The 16,065-nt window shown below is 69.7% G+C and carries 16 protein-coding genes; 4 read left to right on the top strand and 12 right to left on the bottom strand.

Going from position 1 to position 16,065, the window contains the following annotated elements; genetic code table 11:
- Positions 1–5: 5 nt before the first annotated feature.
- The 4 genes from KAH28_RS06335 to KAH28_RS06320 form a co-directional block, all read right to left on the bottom strand.
- On the bottom strand, positions 6–878 hold the full coding sequence (locus KAH28_RS06335; protein WP_290575137.1) for an alpha/beta hydrolase: 873 nt from the start codon (positions 876–878) through the stop codon (positions 6–8).
- 52 nt (positions 879–930) lie between these two features.
- On the bottom strand, positions 931–2,025 hold the full coding sequence (locus tag KAH28_RS06330; protein WP_290575136.1) for an AI-2E family transporter: 1,095 nt from the start codon (positions 2,023–2,025) through the stop codon (positions 931–933).
- Positions 2,026–2,130: 105 nt separating this feature from the next.
- Positions 2,131–2,967, bottom strand: a complete 837-nt coding sequence (locus KAH28_RS06325) for a methyltransferase domain-containing protein (protein WP_290575135.1) — start codon at positions 2,965–2,967, stop codon at positions 2,131–2,133.
- The gene (locus KAH28_RS06320; RefSeq protein ID WP_290575134.1) at positions 2,967–3,779 is read right to left on the bottom strand and encodes a class I SAM-dependent methyltransferase; all 813 of its coding nucleotides are present in this window, start codon (positions 3,777–3,779) and stop codon (positions 2,967–2,969) included. Before KAH28_RS06320 ends, KAH28_RS06325 begins: the two co-directional genes overlap by 1 nt.
- A 252-nt stretch (positions 3,780–4,031) precedes the next feature.
- Here KAH28_RS06320 and KAH28_RS06315 point away from each other — a divergent pair, with 252 nt between their 5' ends.
- Together KAH28_RS06315 and KAH28_RS06310 are read left to right on the top strand one after the other, a co-directional pair.
- Entirely contained in the window at positions 4,032–5,558 is a 1,527-nt protein-coding gene (locus tag KAH28_RS06315; RefSeq protein ID WP_290575133.1) for an NAD(P)/FAD-dependent oxidoreductase, read from the top strand.
- Complete coding sequence (locus tag KAH28_RS06310; protein ID WP_290575132.1) at positions 5,555–6,409, top strand: SDR family oxidoreductase; 855 nt, start codon at positions 5,555–5,557, stop codon at positions 6,407–6,409. Before KAH28_RS06315 ends, KAH28_RS06310 begins: the two co-directional genes overlap by 4 nt.
- Before the next feature lie 6 nt (positions 6,410–6,415).
- On the opposite strand, the gene KAH28_RS06305 is transcribed toward KAH28_RS06310, so the two are convergent.
- The 8 genes from KAH28_RS06305 to KAH28_RS06270 all read right to left on the bottom strand — a co-directional run bounded on the left by KAH28_RS06305 (position 6,416) and on the right by KAH28_RS06270 (position 13,728).
- Complete coding sequence (locus KAH28_RS06305; protein ID WP_290575131.1) at positions 6,416–7,387, bottom strand: MerR family transcriptional regulator; 972 nt, start codon at positions 7,385–7,387, stop codon at positions 6,416–6,418.
- Positions 7,388–7,536: 149 nt separating this feature from the next.
- On the bottom strand, positions 7,537–8,016 hold the full coding sequence (locus tag KAH28_RS06300) for an SRPBCC family protein (RefSeq protein ID WP_290575130.1): 480 nt from the start codon (positions 8,014–8,016) through the stop codon (positions 7,537–7,539).
- Positions 8,017–8,032: 16 nt separating this feature from the next.
- A complete protein-coding gene (locus KAH28_RS06295; protein ID WP_290575129.1) occupies positions 8,033–8,779 on the bottom strand; it encodes an SDR family oxidoreductase in 747 nt (248 codons plus the stop codon).
- 45 nt (positions 8,780–8,824) lie between these two features.
- Entirely contained in the window at positions 8,825–9,517 is a 693-nt protein-coding gene (locus KAH28_RS06290) for a histidine phosphatase family protein (RefSeq protein WP_290575128.1), read from the bottom strand.
- A complete protein-coding gene (locus KAH28_RS06285; RefSeq protein ID WP_290575127.1) occupies positions 9,517–10,584 on the bottom strand; it encodes a phosphotransferase family protein in 1,068 nt (355 codons plus the stop codon). Before KAH28_RS06285 ends, KAH28_RS06290 begins: the two co-directional genes overlap by 1 nt.
- Before the next feature lie 8 nt (positions 10,585–10,592).
- Positions 10,593–11,498: an alpha/beta hydrolase gene (locus KAH28_RS06280; RefSeq protein WP_290575126.1), complete on the bottom strand. Its 906-nt coding sequence runs from the start codon at positions 11,496–11,498 to the stop codon at positions 10,593–10,595.
- Positions 11,499–11,593: 95 nt separating this feature from the next.
- The gene (locus KAH28_RS06275) at positions 11,594–12,409 is read right to left on the bottom strand and encodes an alpha/beta hydrolase (RefSeq protein WP_290575125.1); all 816 of its coding nucleotides are present in this window, start codon (positions 12,407–12,409) and stop codon (positions 11,594–11,596) included.
- Positions 12,410–12,489: 80 nt separating this feature from the next.
- Complete coding sequence (locus KAH28_RS06270; RefSeq protein WP_290575124.1) at positions 12,490–13,728, bottom strand: acyl-CoA dehydrogenase family protein; 1,239 nt, start codon at positions 13,726–13,728, stop codon at positions 12,490–12,492.
- A gap of 103 nt (positions 13,729–13,831) precedes the next feature.
- Here KAH28_RS06270 and KAH28_RS06265 point away from each other — a divergent pair, with 103 nt between their 5' ends.
- Together KAH28_RS06265 and KAH28_RS06260 are read left to right on the top strand one after the other, a co-directional pair.
- Positions 13,832–14,758, top strand: coding sequence for a LysR family transcriptional regulator (locus KAH28_RS06265; protein WP_290575123.1), 927 nt, complete (start codon positions 13,832–13,834; stop codon positions 14,756–14,758).
- Positions 14,755–16,038, top strand: a complete 1,284-nt coding sequence (locus tag KAH28_RS06260) for a serine hydrolase domain-containing protein (RefSeq protein ID WP_290575122.1) — start codon at positions 14,755–14,757, stop codon at positions 16,036–16,038. The genes KAH28_RS06265 and KAH28_RS06260 overlap by 4 nt, the downstream gene beginning before the upstream one ends.
- The last annotated feature ends 27 nt before the right edge of the window (positions 16,039–16,065 follow it).

Genomic DNA, 16,065 nt, shown 5'->3' with positions numbered 1-16,065 from the left:
GCCGCTCAATCGGCGAGAAAGGCGGCGATGGCGCCGACGGCTTCGCGGGCGCGCGGCAGTGTGCTGGCGTGCATGTGGAACTCGTGCCACATCCCGTCGAAGACGGTCAGCGTCACCGGTACCCCGGTCTCGCGCATGGCGGCGTCGAGTGCGACCGCGTCGTCGTGCAGGATCTCCTCGCTGCCGACATGGATCAGCGTCCGGGGCAGGCCGCGCTGGTTGCCGAACAGCGGCGACCAGCGCGCATCCTCGGGCTCGCCCTGGCCGGCGACATAGACCCGCACGTTCTCGTCGGCCCAGGCGCCGCGCAGCATCGGGTCGCGCTCGGCGCGCTCGGCATGGCTGGGCTGGCTGTTGCTGAGATCGATCCAGGGCGAGATCAGTACCAGCGCGTCGGGTTGCGGCCCGCCGTCGTCGCGCAGGCGCTGGGCGGCACACAGCGCCATGCCGCCACCGGCGGAGTCACCGGCCAGCGCGTAGCTGCCGTAGCGCTGCGCCGCCGCCCTGCAGACCGCGAGCGCGTCGTCGAGGCCGGCCGGCCAGGGATGCTCCGGCGCCAGCCGATAGTCGGGCACGATCACGCGGGCCGTCGCCGCGCGGGCCAGATGGCTGGTGATGGCGCGCTGGGTGGCGGGCGAGCCGATGACGTAACCGCCGCCGTGCACGTAGACCACCGTCCGCACCACCTCCGCGCGCGGCGTGATCACCTCGCAGTCGACGCCGTCGAGCACGATCCGCTCGTAGTCGACGCCGCGCGCGGGTGGATTGACCACGCTGAGCGCGTTCGCCCAGCGGCGCTGGAAGCCGTAGCCCATCGGCGGGCCGATGAAGGGCTTGAAGAAGCCGCGCAGTGCCAGCTTGGTGATCGCCTCGCGCATCGATGTCCCCCTAGCAGTCTGTCCGCGGATTATGCCGCAGCCGTCGCGCGGCTCAGTCGGCCGACTGCTCCAGCTGCTGCGCTGGCGGTGCCGGTGGCTCGTCCTGGCGCTGGCGCGGCCAGGCCTTGAGCACGGCGGCCACCACCGTCGCCAGCGGTATGGCGAAGAACACGCCCCAGAAGCCGTAGACCGTGCCGAAGAACAGGACTGCGACGATGATCGCGATCGGGTGCAGGTCGTTGGTCTCGGAGAAGATCACCGGCACCAGCACGTTGCCGTCCAGCATCTGGATCACGCCGTAGGCCACGAGTACCCAGATGAAGTCGGGTCCGATGCCGAACTGGGTATAGGCCACCGCCGCCACCGGCAGCGTCACCAGCGTGGCGCCGACATAGGGCACCAGCACCGAGACCCCGGTGATGAGACCGAGCAATGCCGCGTAGTTCAGGCCCAGCGTCACGAACACGACGTAGGTCACCGCCCAGACGATGGCGATCTCCATCACCTTGCCGCGCACGTAGTTGGCGATCTGCTGGTCGATGTCCGTCCAGACGTGGTTGAGCAGCGAGATGTCGGCGGGCAGGAAGCCGCGCAGCCACCCCATGATGCTGCGCTTGTCCTTCAGCAGGAAGAGCACCATCAGCGGTACCAGCACGCCGTAGACCACGGCCAGCGTGATGCCGGCACCGACCATGTAGCTGCGCGCCAGGATCTCGTCGCTGATCCGCGACACGTTGATGTTGAGGCCGTCGGCGAACTCGCGCAGCTGATCGGCCGAGAAGATGTTGGGGTATTCCGCCGGCAGCGTCATCATCCAGTCGCGCAGGGCCCGGATCGCGGTGGGCACTTCGGTGATGAGCTGCGTGATCTGGCGGGTGAGCAGCGGCAGCAGCGTGAACAGGCCGGCCAGCGCCAGCGTCATGAAGGCCGTCCACACCAGTGTCGAGGCGGCCCAGCGCGGCATGATGCGTTCCAGCCTGCCGGTGGGCCCCTCCAGCAGATAGGCCAGCACCACCGCCGCGAACACCGGCATGAAGGTGCTCGGGAAGAAGGTCACCAGCACCCAGAACAGCAGCAGCACCAGCAGCAGGCTCACCACCTGCGGGTTGGAGAACTGTCGCTGGAACCAGTCGCGGATCGGCTTCATGGGCGTCGGGCATAAAGAAGGGCCGGACGGCTGCGCCGCCCGGCCCTGCAAGGGTGCCACGGATCCGTGAACGCGGCCTTACGGGCCGCGCCGGACCGGTCCGCCTCAGGCCTTCCGGAAGTGGAAGATGCCCCAGGCGAGATGGCCGTTGTTGCCACCGTTGACCCAGTGGCCCAGGCCGGTCTTCATGCGCTCGATGTACTCGTCGCTGACCTTGCCCTTGAGCTCCGGCGCCAGACGCGTGAGCTCGGCGCGCACGCGGCCGTAGTGGCGCGGCAGCTGATGGCTGTGGTCCTCGAAGCCGAGGTCCTCGAGACCCAGCTTCTTCGCGGTCTCCACGTAGAAGCCCGGCGTGCCGAGGCTGGGCAGGTGAATGCGCGCGAGGATCGGCTCGAGCACGCCCTCGGGGCAGTCGTCGGCCGCCATCGGGTCGGTCATGACGAACTCGCCGCCCGGCTTCAGCACGCGCGCCACCTCGGCCAGCACGGTCTCGCGCTCGGCACTGTGCAGGATGGCGTCCTGCGACCAGACGACGTCGAAGCTGTTGTCGGGGTAGTCGAGCTTCTCGAACGCGGCATCGACGACGTCGATGAGCTGATCGAGCCCCTGCTCCCTGTTCATCTCGCGGTCGCGGTCGTTCTCGACCTCGCTCAGGTTGAGCGCCACGCAGTGGCAGCCGACGGTGCGCGCCAGATGCCGCATGGAACCACCGTAGCCGGCGCCGACGTCGAGCACCTTGCTGTCCCTGGACAGGTTGGTGAGCCGCTCGACCATGCGCTCGACCGTGCGGTGACTGGCGTCGCGGATGGGCTCCTGATCGTCCTTGTAAAGGCCGACGTGGATGTCCTCTCCGCCCCAGACGTGGAAGTAGAAGTTGTCCGCGTCCTCACTGTTGTAGTAGTCGCGGGCAGTGTTGATCGCGGCGTCGTCGTACTTCGCCATCAGGACTCGTCCCCGGAGTGATAGTCCTTGTGGGCGACGTGGATGTAGAAGTCCGGCTCGTCCTCGCGGTGGGTCTCCTGGAAGTCGCCGTAGGTGTCGATCTTCTGGAAGCCGACCTCGTGCATGAGCTTGCGCGTGTAGTCCTTGCGCAGCGGGAACATGTTGAGGTGGTACTGCGAGCCGTCCGGGAAGCTGTAGCAGAAGCGCGCCAGACCCTCGTCGACGTGCTCGGGCTCGGCCGAGACCTGATCGCCGCAGTAGTAGTACTTGTGCTTCGACGAGAAGCCCTTGTCGACGATGCGGTCGTAGTTGCGCTGATCGAGGATCAGGATGCCGTCGTGCCGCAGCGCGGCGTAGAACTCGGCCAGCGCCTTGCGGCGATCACGCTCGTCGAAGAGGTGCGTGAAGGAGTTGCCGAGCACGATGATGGCGTCGAACTTGCCGTGCACGTCGCGGTTGAGCCAGCGCCAGTCCGCCTGGACGGTGCGCAGGATCATGCCGTACTTGCGGCCGTTGTCGAAGGCGATCGACAGCATCTCGGGCGCGCCGTCAGCGCTCACCACGTCGAAGCCCTCGCGCATGAGGCGCACCGAGTGGAAGCCGGTGCCGCAGGCGGCGTCCAGAATCTTGTGCTTGCCGTGCTGCTTCAGCAGATCGATGAAGAAGCGGCCTTCGGAGTCGGCGCGACTGTCCCAGTCGATCAGGTCATCCCACTTTTCGGCGAAGGACTTGGTGTACTCCGCGGTGAAATGGTCCGAGTCGCGGACCGCGATCGGGTCGGACCCGAAGTGTTGCTCGTTCGCAGATTTCATGATGTGTTCCTGTGGCGGTGCATGGACAACAACGAAACGCGGCCGGACTCCTGGATCCAGCAAGCACATTTCGCCATCAGGGCGTGGCCACCATCGACAACGCGCACATGAAGCGCGCCGGAAGCGACCATGAAGCCCTAACACCTTAACGCGATTGGCGCCGGAATAAAACTCGGCGGCGGTGCGGGTTGCACCCGAGTTGTGCACCGCGGTATTCTTACATCAATCGATGTAACTGTTACGGAGCACCGCATGGCTTTCGACGCAAGCCGCGCCACTGCGCGGCCCACCCGGGTCGACGTCCTCATCGTCGGCACCGGATTCGCCGGTCTCGGCATGGCGATCCGCCTCAAGGAGCGCGGTCGCGACGACTTCGTCGTGCTGGAGCGCGACGACGGCGTCGCGGGCACCTGGCGCGCCAATCACTACCCGGGCTGCGCCTGCGACGTGCAGTCGCACCTGTACTCCTTCTCGTTCGAGCCCAACCCCGAGTGGACGCGCGCCTTCGCGCCGCAGCCGGAGATCCGGCGCTATCTCGAGCACTGCGCCGAGAAGTACGCGCTCATGCCCCACATCCGCTTCGGGCACGAGGTGAACGGCATGGAGTGGGACGCCGGCGCCCAGCGCTGGGACGTCCGCACCGCCAACGGCGCGCGCTTCTCGGCGCGCGTCGTGGTCTCGGGCATGGGCGGATTGAGCAATCCGGCGATTCCGGATATCCCCGGCACCGGAGACTTCGCCGGTCCGACCTTCCATTCGGCGACCTGGAACCACGACATCGACCTCGCGGGCAAGCGCGTAGCGGTGATCGGCACGGGCGCCAGCGCCATCCAGTTTGTGCCGCAAATTGCGCCCAAAGTCGCGCAACTGGACCTGTACCAGCGGTCACCTGCCTGGATCATGCCGAAACCGGATCGGCCGATCACGGCCCTCGAGCGGGCGCTGTACCGACGCTTCCCGGCGCTGCAGCGCATTGCGCGCACGGCACTCTATGCGCGCCTCGAGTCGCGCGCGGTCGCCTTCGTGCTGGAGCCGCGCCTGCTGCGCATGGTGCGCGCCATCGCCAAGACCTATCTGCGCCTGCAGGTGCGCGATCCCGAGCTGCGCGCCAAGCTCACGCCCGACTACGAGATCGGCTGCAAGCGCGTGCTGATCAGCGACGACTACTATCCGGCGCTCACCCGTGACAACGTCGACGTGGTGACCGACGGCATCACGCGCATCACCGAGAAGGGCGTGGTAACGGCCGACGGCACCGAGCGGCCGGCCGACGTCATCATCTACGGCACCGGCTTCCGGGCCCAGGACCCGATCCCGCCGCGCACCATCATCGGTCGCGACGGGCGCGACATCACCGAGGGCTGGGACGAGAGCGGTCCGCAGGCGTACTACGGAACGGCCATGGCCGGCTTCCCGAACCTGTTCTTCATCGTGGGCCCGAATACTGGCCTCGGTCACAACTCGATGGTGTTCATGATCGAGACCCAGATCGGCTACATCATCGACTGTCTCGAGCGCATGGAGCGCAACGGTCTCGCCGCGATCGAGCCGCGCGCCGATGCCCAGGCCCGCTTCAACGCCTGGATCGACGAGACCCACGCCAGGGGCACGGCCTGGTCCACCGGGTGCACCAGCTGGTACATCCATCAGCCCAGCGGGCGCAACACCACGCTGTGGCCCGGCTTTACCTTCGCCTATCGCCACGCCATGCGCCGCATGCGCACCGGCGACTACCGCATGGTGCCGGCGAGCGCGGAAGCGAAGGAGACCGCATCGTGAGTCGACCGGGCAGACGCTACGCCGGGCGCGTGGCCGCCATCACCGGTGCCGGCAGCGGCATCGGCCGTGCGCTGGCCCATCGCCTGGCGGGGCACGGGTGTCATCTGGCGCTCTCCGACGTCAACGGCGAGGCGCTGGCGACGGTTGCCGGCGCGCTGGCCGAAAGCGGCGTGCGCGTCACCACGGCGCTGGTCGATGTCGCCGACAGGCAGCAGGTGGCGAGCTGGGCCGAGGCGGTCGCGGCCGAGCACGGCGCGGTGCACTTCATCTTCAACAATGCCGGCGTCGCGCTGGGCAGCCCCATCGACGGCATGTCCGACGACGACCTGCGCTGGCTGATGGACATCAACTTCTGGGGCGTGGTCCACGGCACGCAGGCCTTCCTGCCGCACCTCAAGGCCGGCGGGGACGGCCACGTGGTCAACATCTCCAGCATCTTCGGCCTCATCGGCGTGCCCTCGCAGGGTGCCTACAACGCGGCCAAGTTCGCGGTGCGCGGCTACACCGAGGCGCTGCGCCAGGAGCTCGACATGGCCGACTGCGGCGTCAGCGCCACCACCGTGCATCCGGGCGGCATCAAGACCAACATCGCGCAGGCGGCGCGCTTCGCCGACAACATGGACGGCATTGCGCCCGACGGCGCCGAGGCCGGCAAGAAGCGCTTCGAGCGTCTCTTCATCACCACCCCGGAGTCGGCCGCCGACACCATCCTGCGCGGCGTCGCACGCAACGCCCGGCGCGTGCTGATCGGTCCGGACGCCTACGCCGTCGATGCCATGCAGCGGCTGCTGCCGACCGGCTACCAGCGGCTCGTCGGCAGCGCCACGCGGCGCCTGATGCAGCGCGGCTGAGGCCGCTCAGCGCGAGCGTCGGCCGGAGCCGCTCTTCTTGGCGGCCCCCGAGCTGCGCTTGCGCGCGGTGGTCTTCCCGGCGCCGGAGCGCTTGGCCGCCGCCTTTTTCCTTGCCGGCGCCGGCGCCGGCTCGGGCGCCGTGCCGGCGGCTTCCGTGGCGGATGCCGGCGTCGCCGTCTGCTTGCTGTCGTGCAGATGGTCGAGCACGTAGGCGAGCCGATCCCCGAGGTGGCGCGTGGCGGCCTTCTCCATGGCGCGCGCCACCTCGGCGAGCACCGCGACCTCCACCAGCGGGCGCAGCCGCCAGATGGTCTCGCCCAGCGCCGGAACCTCCTCGGACGGTGGCAGGCCCGGACCGAAGCGGTCGAAGATGTGCTGCTCCACCAGCAGCACCATCTCGTCCGCGGCCACCTCGACGTTCTCGCGCAGCTTGCCGACCACGTCCAGCATCTGGTCGAGCGGAATCCCGACCTTCACCAGTTCGGCGCCGGCGCGCAGCATGCGCGGGCTGGGGGCGTAGAAGCGGGCGCCCTCCGGCCGCAGGATGCCGAGCTCGGTGGCCTTCATCAGCCACTTCGGCTCGAAGCGCCCGCCGAACATGCGGACCAGCTTGGGCAGCGAGAAGTAGCCGCCCGCCTCGTCGGTCCACGGGCTGGAGACGGCCGTCTCCAGGCCGAAGAGCTGGGCGATGTCGCGGCCGTTCTCCCAGGCCTCCATGAGCTCGCCGATGGAGGACAGCGTGTAGCCGCGGTTGACCATCTGCCCGATGATGCGCAGCCGCGAGAGATGCTCGGGTCCGTAGTAGCCGGTACGCCCGCGCCGCTCGGGCGGCGGGATCAATCCGCGGTCCTGATAGGCACGGACGTTGCGCACCGTCGTCTTGGCCGCGCGCGCGAGCTCGTCGATGGTGTATTCGCGTTCGCTGGCGGCGGAGGTCTCCCCGCCGCGGCCTTCTTCCGCTCGCTTGCGATCGGTCATCGCGCTGCCCCCGTACGTTCGCGCCACCGTGAAGCCCGGAGCGCTGAAACGATTCCACCGTGATCCGGAAAGCGACGAGTGTATGACAAAGGTCGCCTACCGGCGCGACGGTGCGCTCCGGCGGTACCGCGGACCGACGCCGTGCCGGATCAGCCGGCGCTGAGCTGCTTCGCCGCCCGCGCCCAGCCGCCTTTCCAGGCGGCGCGCAGCTGAGCGCCGACGAGCGCGCCGACACCGGGCAGCTTGCCGTCCGCCCAGATGCGGTAGTCGAGGCTGGTGCCGCCGCCCGCGGCATCGCCGAGCTCGATGCGCCCGAGGTGATTGCGGATCGGCCCGCGGGTGGCGATGTACTCGATGAGGGTGTCGGGCTCGTAGGTGATGATCACCTCCTCGAGCAGCGTCAGACCGCCGATGCGGATGGCGCGCTTCGAGCCGACGCCGTTGGGATCGTCGCCCGGCGCCGCCTCGGTGCGCCGGATCAGCGCGCCGGGCTGTGCCGCGAAGGGCGGGGCGAACAGCGTGCCGAAGCGGTCGTGATCGGCCAGGAAGGCGAACACGCGCGCCTTCGGTGCGGCCACGGTCTCGCGGAAATGGGCGCGCAGCGCGCCCAGGGTCTCGGGTCGTTGCATGATGGTCGCTCTCCTGTCAGGCCATGCGCGAGATGAAGCGCAGCGGCATGTGCCGCATGGCCGCGCCCAGCGGCACCCACGGCCAGGCCGGTACCGAGGCTTCGGCCGGCTCCTTCTCGATGGCGCGCGCCAGCGCGCGGCAGCCGGTCACGGTGTCGACCATGAACGGCGTCTTCTTGACCTTCTCGTTGATCTCCGAGCGGATGTAGCCCGGATAGATGGTGGTGACCTTGATGTCGGTACCGACGAGGTCCGCGCGCAGCCCCTCGGCCAGCGTGGCCAGGCCGGCCTTGCTGGCGGCGTAGGTGGTGAGGTTGCGCGGGAAGCCGCGGAACGCGCTGATCGAGGAGATCGGTACCAGGTGTCCCTGGCCGGCGGCCCGGAAGAGCTCCGTGGCCGCTTCCATCTGCGCCAGTGCCGAAACGAAGTTGGTGTACGCGGTCTGCTTGTTGGCGTAGAAGTAGCCGGTGCCGAGCGGCTGACCCTTGCCCATGCCGGCATTGACGATGACGCGGTCGAGTCCACCGAGGTCGCTGTCGAAGGCGCGGAAGGTCTCGAACACGGCGTCATGGTCGTCGACATCCAGCGGCCGGATGCTGACGCGGATGTCCGGATGATCGCGCAGCAGCTCATCGCGCAGCGTCTCGAGCCGGTCGGTGCGGCGCGCGCAGAGCGCGAGATTGCGGTTCATGCCGGCAAAGACGCGCGCCATCCCGGCGCCGAGGCCGGAGGACGCGCCGGTGATCAGGATGTTCCTGCGCATGCTGGGGTCTCCCTGGAAACGATGATCGGCGGCCGGGGCGGTCCGCTATCGATAGGTGATGAGCTCGCGGTGCTCGCCCTCGAAATGGGCGTGCTCGTTGAGCGTGCTGAGATAGACGCCGCGGTCGGAGAAGATGAGCTTGCTGACACTGGCATTGGCGATGGTCCAGTTCAGGCGCATGGTCTCGCGCGTGCCCAGCTTCATGAGATCGGCGGCGAGGCTGGTGATGACGCCGCCGGAGGTGAACACGAAGGCCGAGCGTCCGCGGCCGAGCCGGCCGCACAGCTCGTCGCTGGCGTTCTTGACCCGCGTGCAGAAGGCCGGCCAGGCCTCCACGTAGTCGTCGTCGTGGGCGCCGTCGATCCAGCGACCGACCGCCTTCGCGAACATGTCCTGGAAGGCGCGACGCGGCTTGAGCGTGCGCGCGAGGTCCGCGGTGAGCACGGCGTGATTGGCGTAGCGCGGTTCGTAGACGCGGATGATCTCGTCGTGATCGAACTCGTTCCAGCGCGTGTCGGTTTCCCATTCGGGCGGCAGGCCCATGGCTGCGAGCGCCTTTGCCGCGGTCTGCTGGTGGCGCAGCATGCCGCCGCACACGATGACGTCCGGATGCGGCAGGCGCAGCGAAAGCGCCTCGCCGAGCCGGCTCGCCTGTCGCATGCCGGTGTCGGAAAGCTGGTCGTAGTCGGCCTTGCCGAAGCTGGCCTGACCGTGACGGATGAGATAGACCGCGCCCATCAGCGGGCCCTCCGGATGATGCCGCGACACCGCCAGTACAGGTAGTGGATGACGACCCAGAGATTACGGAAAGCCGGGTTGCGCGTCTGCTTGTGGTGATAGCGGTAGTAGATCTGCTGCGCGATCACGGCCAGCCGGAACAGGCCGTAGACCTCGTAGAAGGCCCAGTTGTCGATGGTGCGACCGGTGCGCAGGCAGTAGTAGTCGACCACCTCGTCGCGCGTCAGCATGCCGGGCAGATGCGTGGGCTGGCGGCGCGTGGCGCGCGCCAGCGGGTCGTCGTCGGCCTGGATCCAGTAGGCGAGCGTCGTCCCCAGATCCATGAGCGGGCAGCCCAGCGTCGCCATCTCCCAGTCGAGCACCCCGAGCACGCGGGTCGGGTCCTCGGGGTCGAGCACGCAGTTGTCGAGGCGGAAATCGTTGTGGATGACGCAGGTGCCCGCGTCCTCCGGCATGTGCGCGGCCAGCCAGCGCGTCACATCGGTGAAGCGCGGCACGTTCCAGGTGCGGGCGCGCGCGTAGCGCTCGGTCCAGCCCTCGATCTGGCGGCGCACGTAGCCGGCGCCCTTGCCCAGATCGCGCAGGCCGGCGGCATCGACGTCCACCGCGTGCAGTGCCACCAGCTTGTCGATGACGGACAGGCAGAGCGCGCGGGTGGCCGCCTCGTCGAGATGCACGCCCCGCGGCATGCCGGCGCGCGGGATCAGCCCGCGCAGCCGCTCCATGACGTAGAACTCGCTGCCGATGACGGCGTCGTCGTCGCAGTAGGCGACCATCTCGGGTACGTAGGGAAACGCGGGCCTGAGCCGCGACTGCACCCGGAACTCGCGCCCCATGTCGTGCGCCGACGCGGCCTTGGTGCCCGCGGGCGGACGGCGAAGGATGAGGTCGTGGGAGCGGTACGCCAGTCGATAGGTCCAGTTGGATGCGCCGCCGCTGTACTGGGTGACCTCGGGCTCTCCCTGCAGACCGTCGACGCGTGCCCGCAGCCACTGGTCGACGGCCGCGATGTCCAATTCCTCCCCGTCGCGGACGTCGCCCGCGGTGTCGATAACCGTCTCGTTCATTGGTGAAGTCAGCTGGTGGGCGTCGGCACGCGCTCGCGCAGCAACGCCGCGAAGGCCTCGGGTGCCTCGAGGTCGGGGTAGTGCCCGACGGCGTCGAACCGGATGATCTCGGCGTGCGGGCAGTGATTCTGCACCGAGCCGGCATCGGTCCGCTGATGGGTGCGGTCGCGCGTGCCCCAGACCACGGTCACGGGCAGGTCGTCGGGCACGCGCAGCAGCGGATCGTCCTCGCGGGTCTCTACCATGCCCTGGACGAAGCTTGCGAAGCAGTAGCAGCCGCCGGATTCCAGGGCCGCCCGTGCCGGATCGGTGAAGGCGGCGTGCCGGGCGCGGTCGGCGACCGCGATGCGGTACCAGACCGGCGGGAACCGCCGCCGGCTGATGAAGTTGACGTACTGCCCGGCACCCGGGGTGCGCATGATGCGCTGCGTGACGCGCGCGAACCATGCCTTCATGTTGCGGCAGTCCGGTGTCTGCACCAGCAGCAGCCGGGCCAGTCGCCGGCGCTGCTGCTGACTGGCTGCGATCGCGTACAGGCCGTTGATCGACGCGCATGCCAGCGTGACATCGTGCAGGTCCAGCGTGTCGAGCAGCGCCCCGATGGTGGCGCAGCCGTCGGCGAGGCGGTGCCGGTCGCGCGCCCGCGGGACGCTGAAGCCGAAGCCCGGCATGTCGAAGATGATGACGCGGAATTCCCGGCGCAGCTCGTCGTAGAGGGCGTCGTAGTGGGCGATCACGCAGGGGCTGGCGACCGCGATCACCAGTGGCGGCAGCGTTCCGCCGCTGTCTCGCACGCACAGCGGACCCGCCGCCGTGGCGAGCAGGCGCTGCTCGGCCGGCCACGCGGCCGCCGCCCGCGCACGCTTGCCGGCGACCAGCCGGTAGGCCATTGCATCGAATGCCGGACCGATCATGTCGCTCGCGGTGTCTCTCCCGCCGCTTCGTCTCCCCGACGCCCATAGTGCCGTTGCGGGCGGGCCAGCGCCATCCCCGGGGGGCATCCGGACGCTCACGAGGCCGCCGGAAGGTCGCGCAGCAGCGCGGCGTAGCGTTCGGGCGCCTCGAGGTCGGGAAGATGCCCGGCGTCGTCGAAGGTCACCACCTCGAGGTGGGGGCAGTGCGTGCGCAGCGACTGCGGGTCGGTGCGGCGATGCGTCCGGTCGGCGCGGCCCCACACCAGGGTCACGGGCACCGAGGCCGGCACCTGCAGCAGGGCATCGTCGTCACCGGTGTTCAGCATGCCCTGCACGGCACCGGCGAGGCAGTAGCATCCGCCCTGCCGCAGGGTGCCGTCGGCGGTGGCCAGGAAGTCCGGTTGCCGGGCCTCGTCGGCCACCGCCATGCGCAGCCAGATGCGCGCCAGCCGGCGCCGGCTGAAGTAGTTGAGCAGCTGCCCGATCAGCGGTGTCTCGATCGGCGACGGGATGGTGCGCGCCGCCCATGCCTTCAGGGCGGTCACGTCGGGGGTCTGGCACAGCACCAGTCGCGCCACGCGCTCCGGCGCGAGCCGCGCCGCAGCCATTGCATAGAGGCCGTTGACGCAGGACAGCGCCAGCGTCGCCGGCGGCAGGTCCAGGGCCTCGAGCACCGCCGTCACCACGCGCCCGCCCTCGGCAAGACCGTGCCCGTAGTCCGGGTCCGGCTCACTGAAGCCGAAGCCGGGCAGATCGAACACCACCACCCGGTAGTCGTCGCGCAGCAGCGCCACCAGCGTGTCGTAGTGCTCCACCGTGCACGGCCCGTCCGGCGCGAACACCACCGGGGGGCGGTCGCCCCCGGTGTCGCGCACGCGCACCGGCCCGGCCGCGGTGTCGATCCACCGCATCCCGTCCGGCCACCGCCGCGCGGCACGTCGGCGGCGACCGGCGAGTCCGCGGTAGAGCCAGGCGTCGGTGCGCGCGCCGATCAACGCCTGCCGCCGGCCTGCGCGTACCTGGCGAGCTCGACGCGCGCGATCATGCCCCGGTGCACCGCGTCCGGGCCGTCGACGATGCGCAGCACGCGCGCCTGGGCGTACATCATCGCCAGCGGGACATCGTTGGAGACACCGGCACCGCCGTGGATCTGGATGGCCTCGTCGATGACCTGCTGCAGGACGCCGGGCGCCACCACCTTGATCGCCGAGATCTCGGTGAGCGCGGCCAGCGCGCCCACCTGGTCGATCTTCCACGCCGCGTACAGCGTGAGCAGGCGCGCCTGGTCGATGCCGGCGCGCAGATCGGCGACGCGTTCCCGGTTGCCGCCGAGGTTGATCAGCGACTTGCCGAAGGCCTCGCGCGACAGGCCGCGCCGGATCATGAGCTCGAGCGCGCGCTCGGCCGCGCCCAGTGCGCGCATGCAGTGATGGATGCGGCCCGGGCCGAGCCGGCCCTGGGCGATCTCGAAGCCCTTCCCGGGCCCCTTGATGAAGGCCGACTTGGGCAGGCGGACGTTGTCGAAGACCACTTCGCCGTGGCCGAAGGGCTCGTCGTACTCGCCGAAGACCGGCAGCATGCGCTCCACCCGCACGCCGGGAGTGTCCATCGGCACCAGCACCATGCTGTGGCGGTGGTGACGGTCGGCCTCCGGGTCGGTCAGGCCCATGAAGATGAGCACCCGGCAGTTGGGATGCCCGATGCCGGACGACCACCACTTGCGGCCGTTGAGCACCACTTCGTCGCCGTCGACGACGGCGGTGGCCGCCATGTTGGTGGCGTCGGAGGAGGCCACCTCGGGCTCGGTCATGCAGAAGGCCGAGCGGATCTCGCCGGAGAGCAGGCGCGGCAGCCAGGTCGCCTTCTGCTCCTCGCTGCCGAAGTGGTAGAGCACCTCCATGTTGCCGGTGTCGGGCGCGTTGCAGTTGAACACCTCGGGCGCGATCAGGCTCCTGCCCATGGCCTCGCAGAGCGGCGCGTAGTCGACGTTGCTGAGACCGGCGCCGAGCTCGGGGTCGGGCAGGAAGAGGTTCCAGAGGCCGGCTTCACGGGCTTCGGCCTTGAGGCGCTCGATCTCGGGATTGACCGACCACCGCTGCCAGTCGCCGCCGCGGCCGGCTTCCAGCATCTCGCGCACGTGCGCCTCCTCCACCGGCGTGACGCGCTCGCGGATGAAGGTCTCGATGCGCTTGAGGTAGTCGCGGGTGCGGTCGCTGTGGGCGAAATCCATGACGGTGTCTCCTCGGGTACGGATGGCCACGGTAGCGCCGGCATGCGCATTAATCCAATGGCGGTTGTGTATGCACATTCATGCAGCTCGTGCATGATGAGGCGTGCGCTTCGACCTCAACCTGTTCCGCGTCTTCGACGCCATCTACGCCAGCGGAAGCCTGACGCGGGCCGCCGAGGCACTGCACCTCACGCAGCCCGCGGTCAGCCATGCGCTGGCGCGGCTGCGCGATCGCTTCGACGATCCCCTGTTCCGTCGCGAGGGCCGCGGCATGGTGCCGACGCCGCGCGCGCATGCGCTGGCCGGCGATGTGCGGCGCGCGCTGGAGCTCCTCGACGCCGGCATCCGCAGCGCCGGCCATTTCGACCCGGCCAGCGTCCAGCGGCGCTTCGTGGTCGGCCTGCGCGAGGCGGTCGAGACCACCACGCTGCCGCCGCTGCTTGCCGGCCTGCGCGGCGAGGCGCCGGGCGTGGTGCTGGAGTCGGTGCACTTCGCGCGCGAGACGGTGGCGCGCGACCTGGCGCGCGGCCATCTGGACCTGGTCCTCGACATTCCGCTGCCGCTGGCGCCGGAGATCCGGCGCGAGGCGCTGTTCGACGACGCGCTGTGCATCGCCATGCGCGCCGATCATCCCCTCGCCGCCCGGCCCCTCTCCCGCGAGCACTGGCTGGCAGCCGCCCACGTCGTGGCGTCCGGCAGGCCCTCGGGCCTGTCGCTGGAGGACGATGCGCTGCGACGCGCCGGCCTGCACCGGCACGTCGCGCTGCGCTGCCAGAGCTATCAGTCGGGCTGCGCGGCGGTGGCCGCAAGCGATCTGCTGCTGGCGCTGCCGCGTCGCGTGGCCGAGGAACAGGCCGCCGTGTTCCCGCTCCATCTGGCGCCGGCGCCGCTGCGCCTGCCGTCGTTCCGCGTGCAGCTTTACTGGCATCATGCGGCTCACGACGACGCCGGCAATCGATGGCTCCGCGAGCGCATCCGCGCCGTGATCCGCAGTGCGAGCGTCGCCAGCGAGGAAGGGGACCGAGCATGAATCCGCTGCGCCGCAACCGCGTGCACATCCGCCGCAATCTGGAACTGATCACCGACCGCAATCCGGCCGAGATGGCACCCGAGCGCCTCGGGCTGGCGCCGGACGCCACGCAGACCATCCACAGCGCCTTCGTCGACCTCTACCGCACCGGCCTGCACCCGGGACTGCAGCTGTGCATCCGGCGGCGCGGCGAGATCCTGTACGACCGCGCCATCGGATACGCCTCCGGTGTCGCCGGCGACGACCCGCTGCACGGCGCGCGCCGCGAGATGCGCCGCAACACGCCGGTCTGCCTGTTCTCCGCCTCCAAGGCGATCACCGCCATGCTGGTGCACAAGTGCGCCGAGGACGGTCTCATCGATCTCGATGCCACCGTCACCGACACCATTCCGGAGTACGGCCAGCGCGGCAAGCAGCACACCACCGTGCGGCACCTGCTCGCCCACCAGGCCGGCATTCCCCGCATACCGCTGCCGCGCCCCGACCCCAGCCTGCTCTGGGACTGGGATCGCGCCATCGCGACCCTGTGCGCGGCCAAGCCGCTGCACGGCGCCGGCGAGCAGCAGGCCTATCACGCCATCACCGCCGGCTTCATCCTGGGCGAGCTCGTGCAGCGCGCCAGCGGCATGCCCCTCAACGACTATCTGGCGCGCCACTTCGCCGAGCCGCTGGGGATGGCGAACTTCACCTACGGCATGCCGCGCGAACGGCAGCACGAGGCGGCCCGCAACGCCTGCACCGGCGGTCCGCTGCCGCTGCCGCTCCGCGTGCTGGCCCGGCGCGTGCTGGGCGCCGACTTCGATCGCGTGCCGGCGATCGCCAACAGCCCCGAGTTCATGTCGGCGGTGATCCCGGCCGGCAATCTCTACGCCACCGCGGAGGAAGCCACCCGCTTCTTCGAGATGCTGCGCGTGGGTGGCGTCTACAAGGGCCGGCGCCTGCTCGCGCCGGAGTCCATCGCGCGCGCGGTGGCGCCGGTCAGCGGCATCCGGCTGGATCGCTCGCTGATGCTGCCGGTGCGCTTCTCGATGGGCATGTTCCTCGGCGAGAGCCCGTTCGGTCTCTACGGCCCGCACAGCCGGGAGGCGTACGGCCATCTCGGCTTCATGAACATCGTCTGCTGGGCCGACCCGAGCCGCGAGATCGCCGGCGCCCTGATCAATACCGGCAAGACGCTGGCGCCGACCGCGCTGATGCGCTTCCTCCAGCTGATGAACACCATCGGGCGCACCATTCCACGCGACGCACCGGACGCTGCCAGGCTGGACCGCGCCGCCTGAGCGCGGCGCACCGACGGCGCAGGAGAT

The sequence above is a fragment of the Algiphilus sp. genome, from assembly GCF_023145115.1.
Taxonomy (GTDB): domain Bacteria; phylum Pseudomonadota; class Gammaproteobacteria; order Nevskiales; family Nevskiaceae; genus Algiphilus.
Note: the sequence above shows the minus strand (reverse complement) of the source record. Positions and strands in the feature narration are given on the sequence as shown.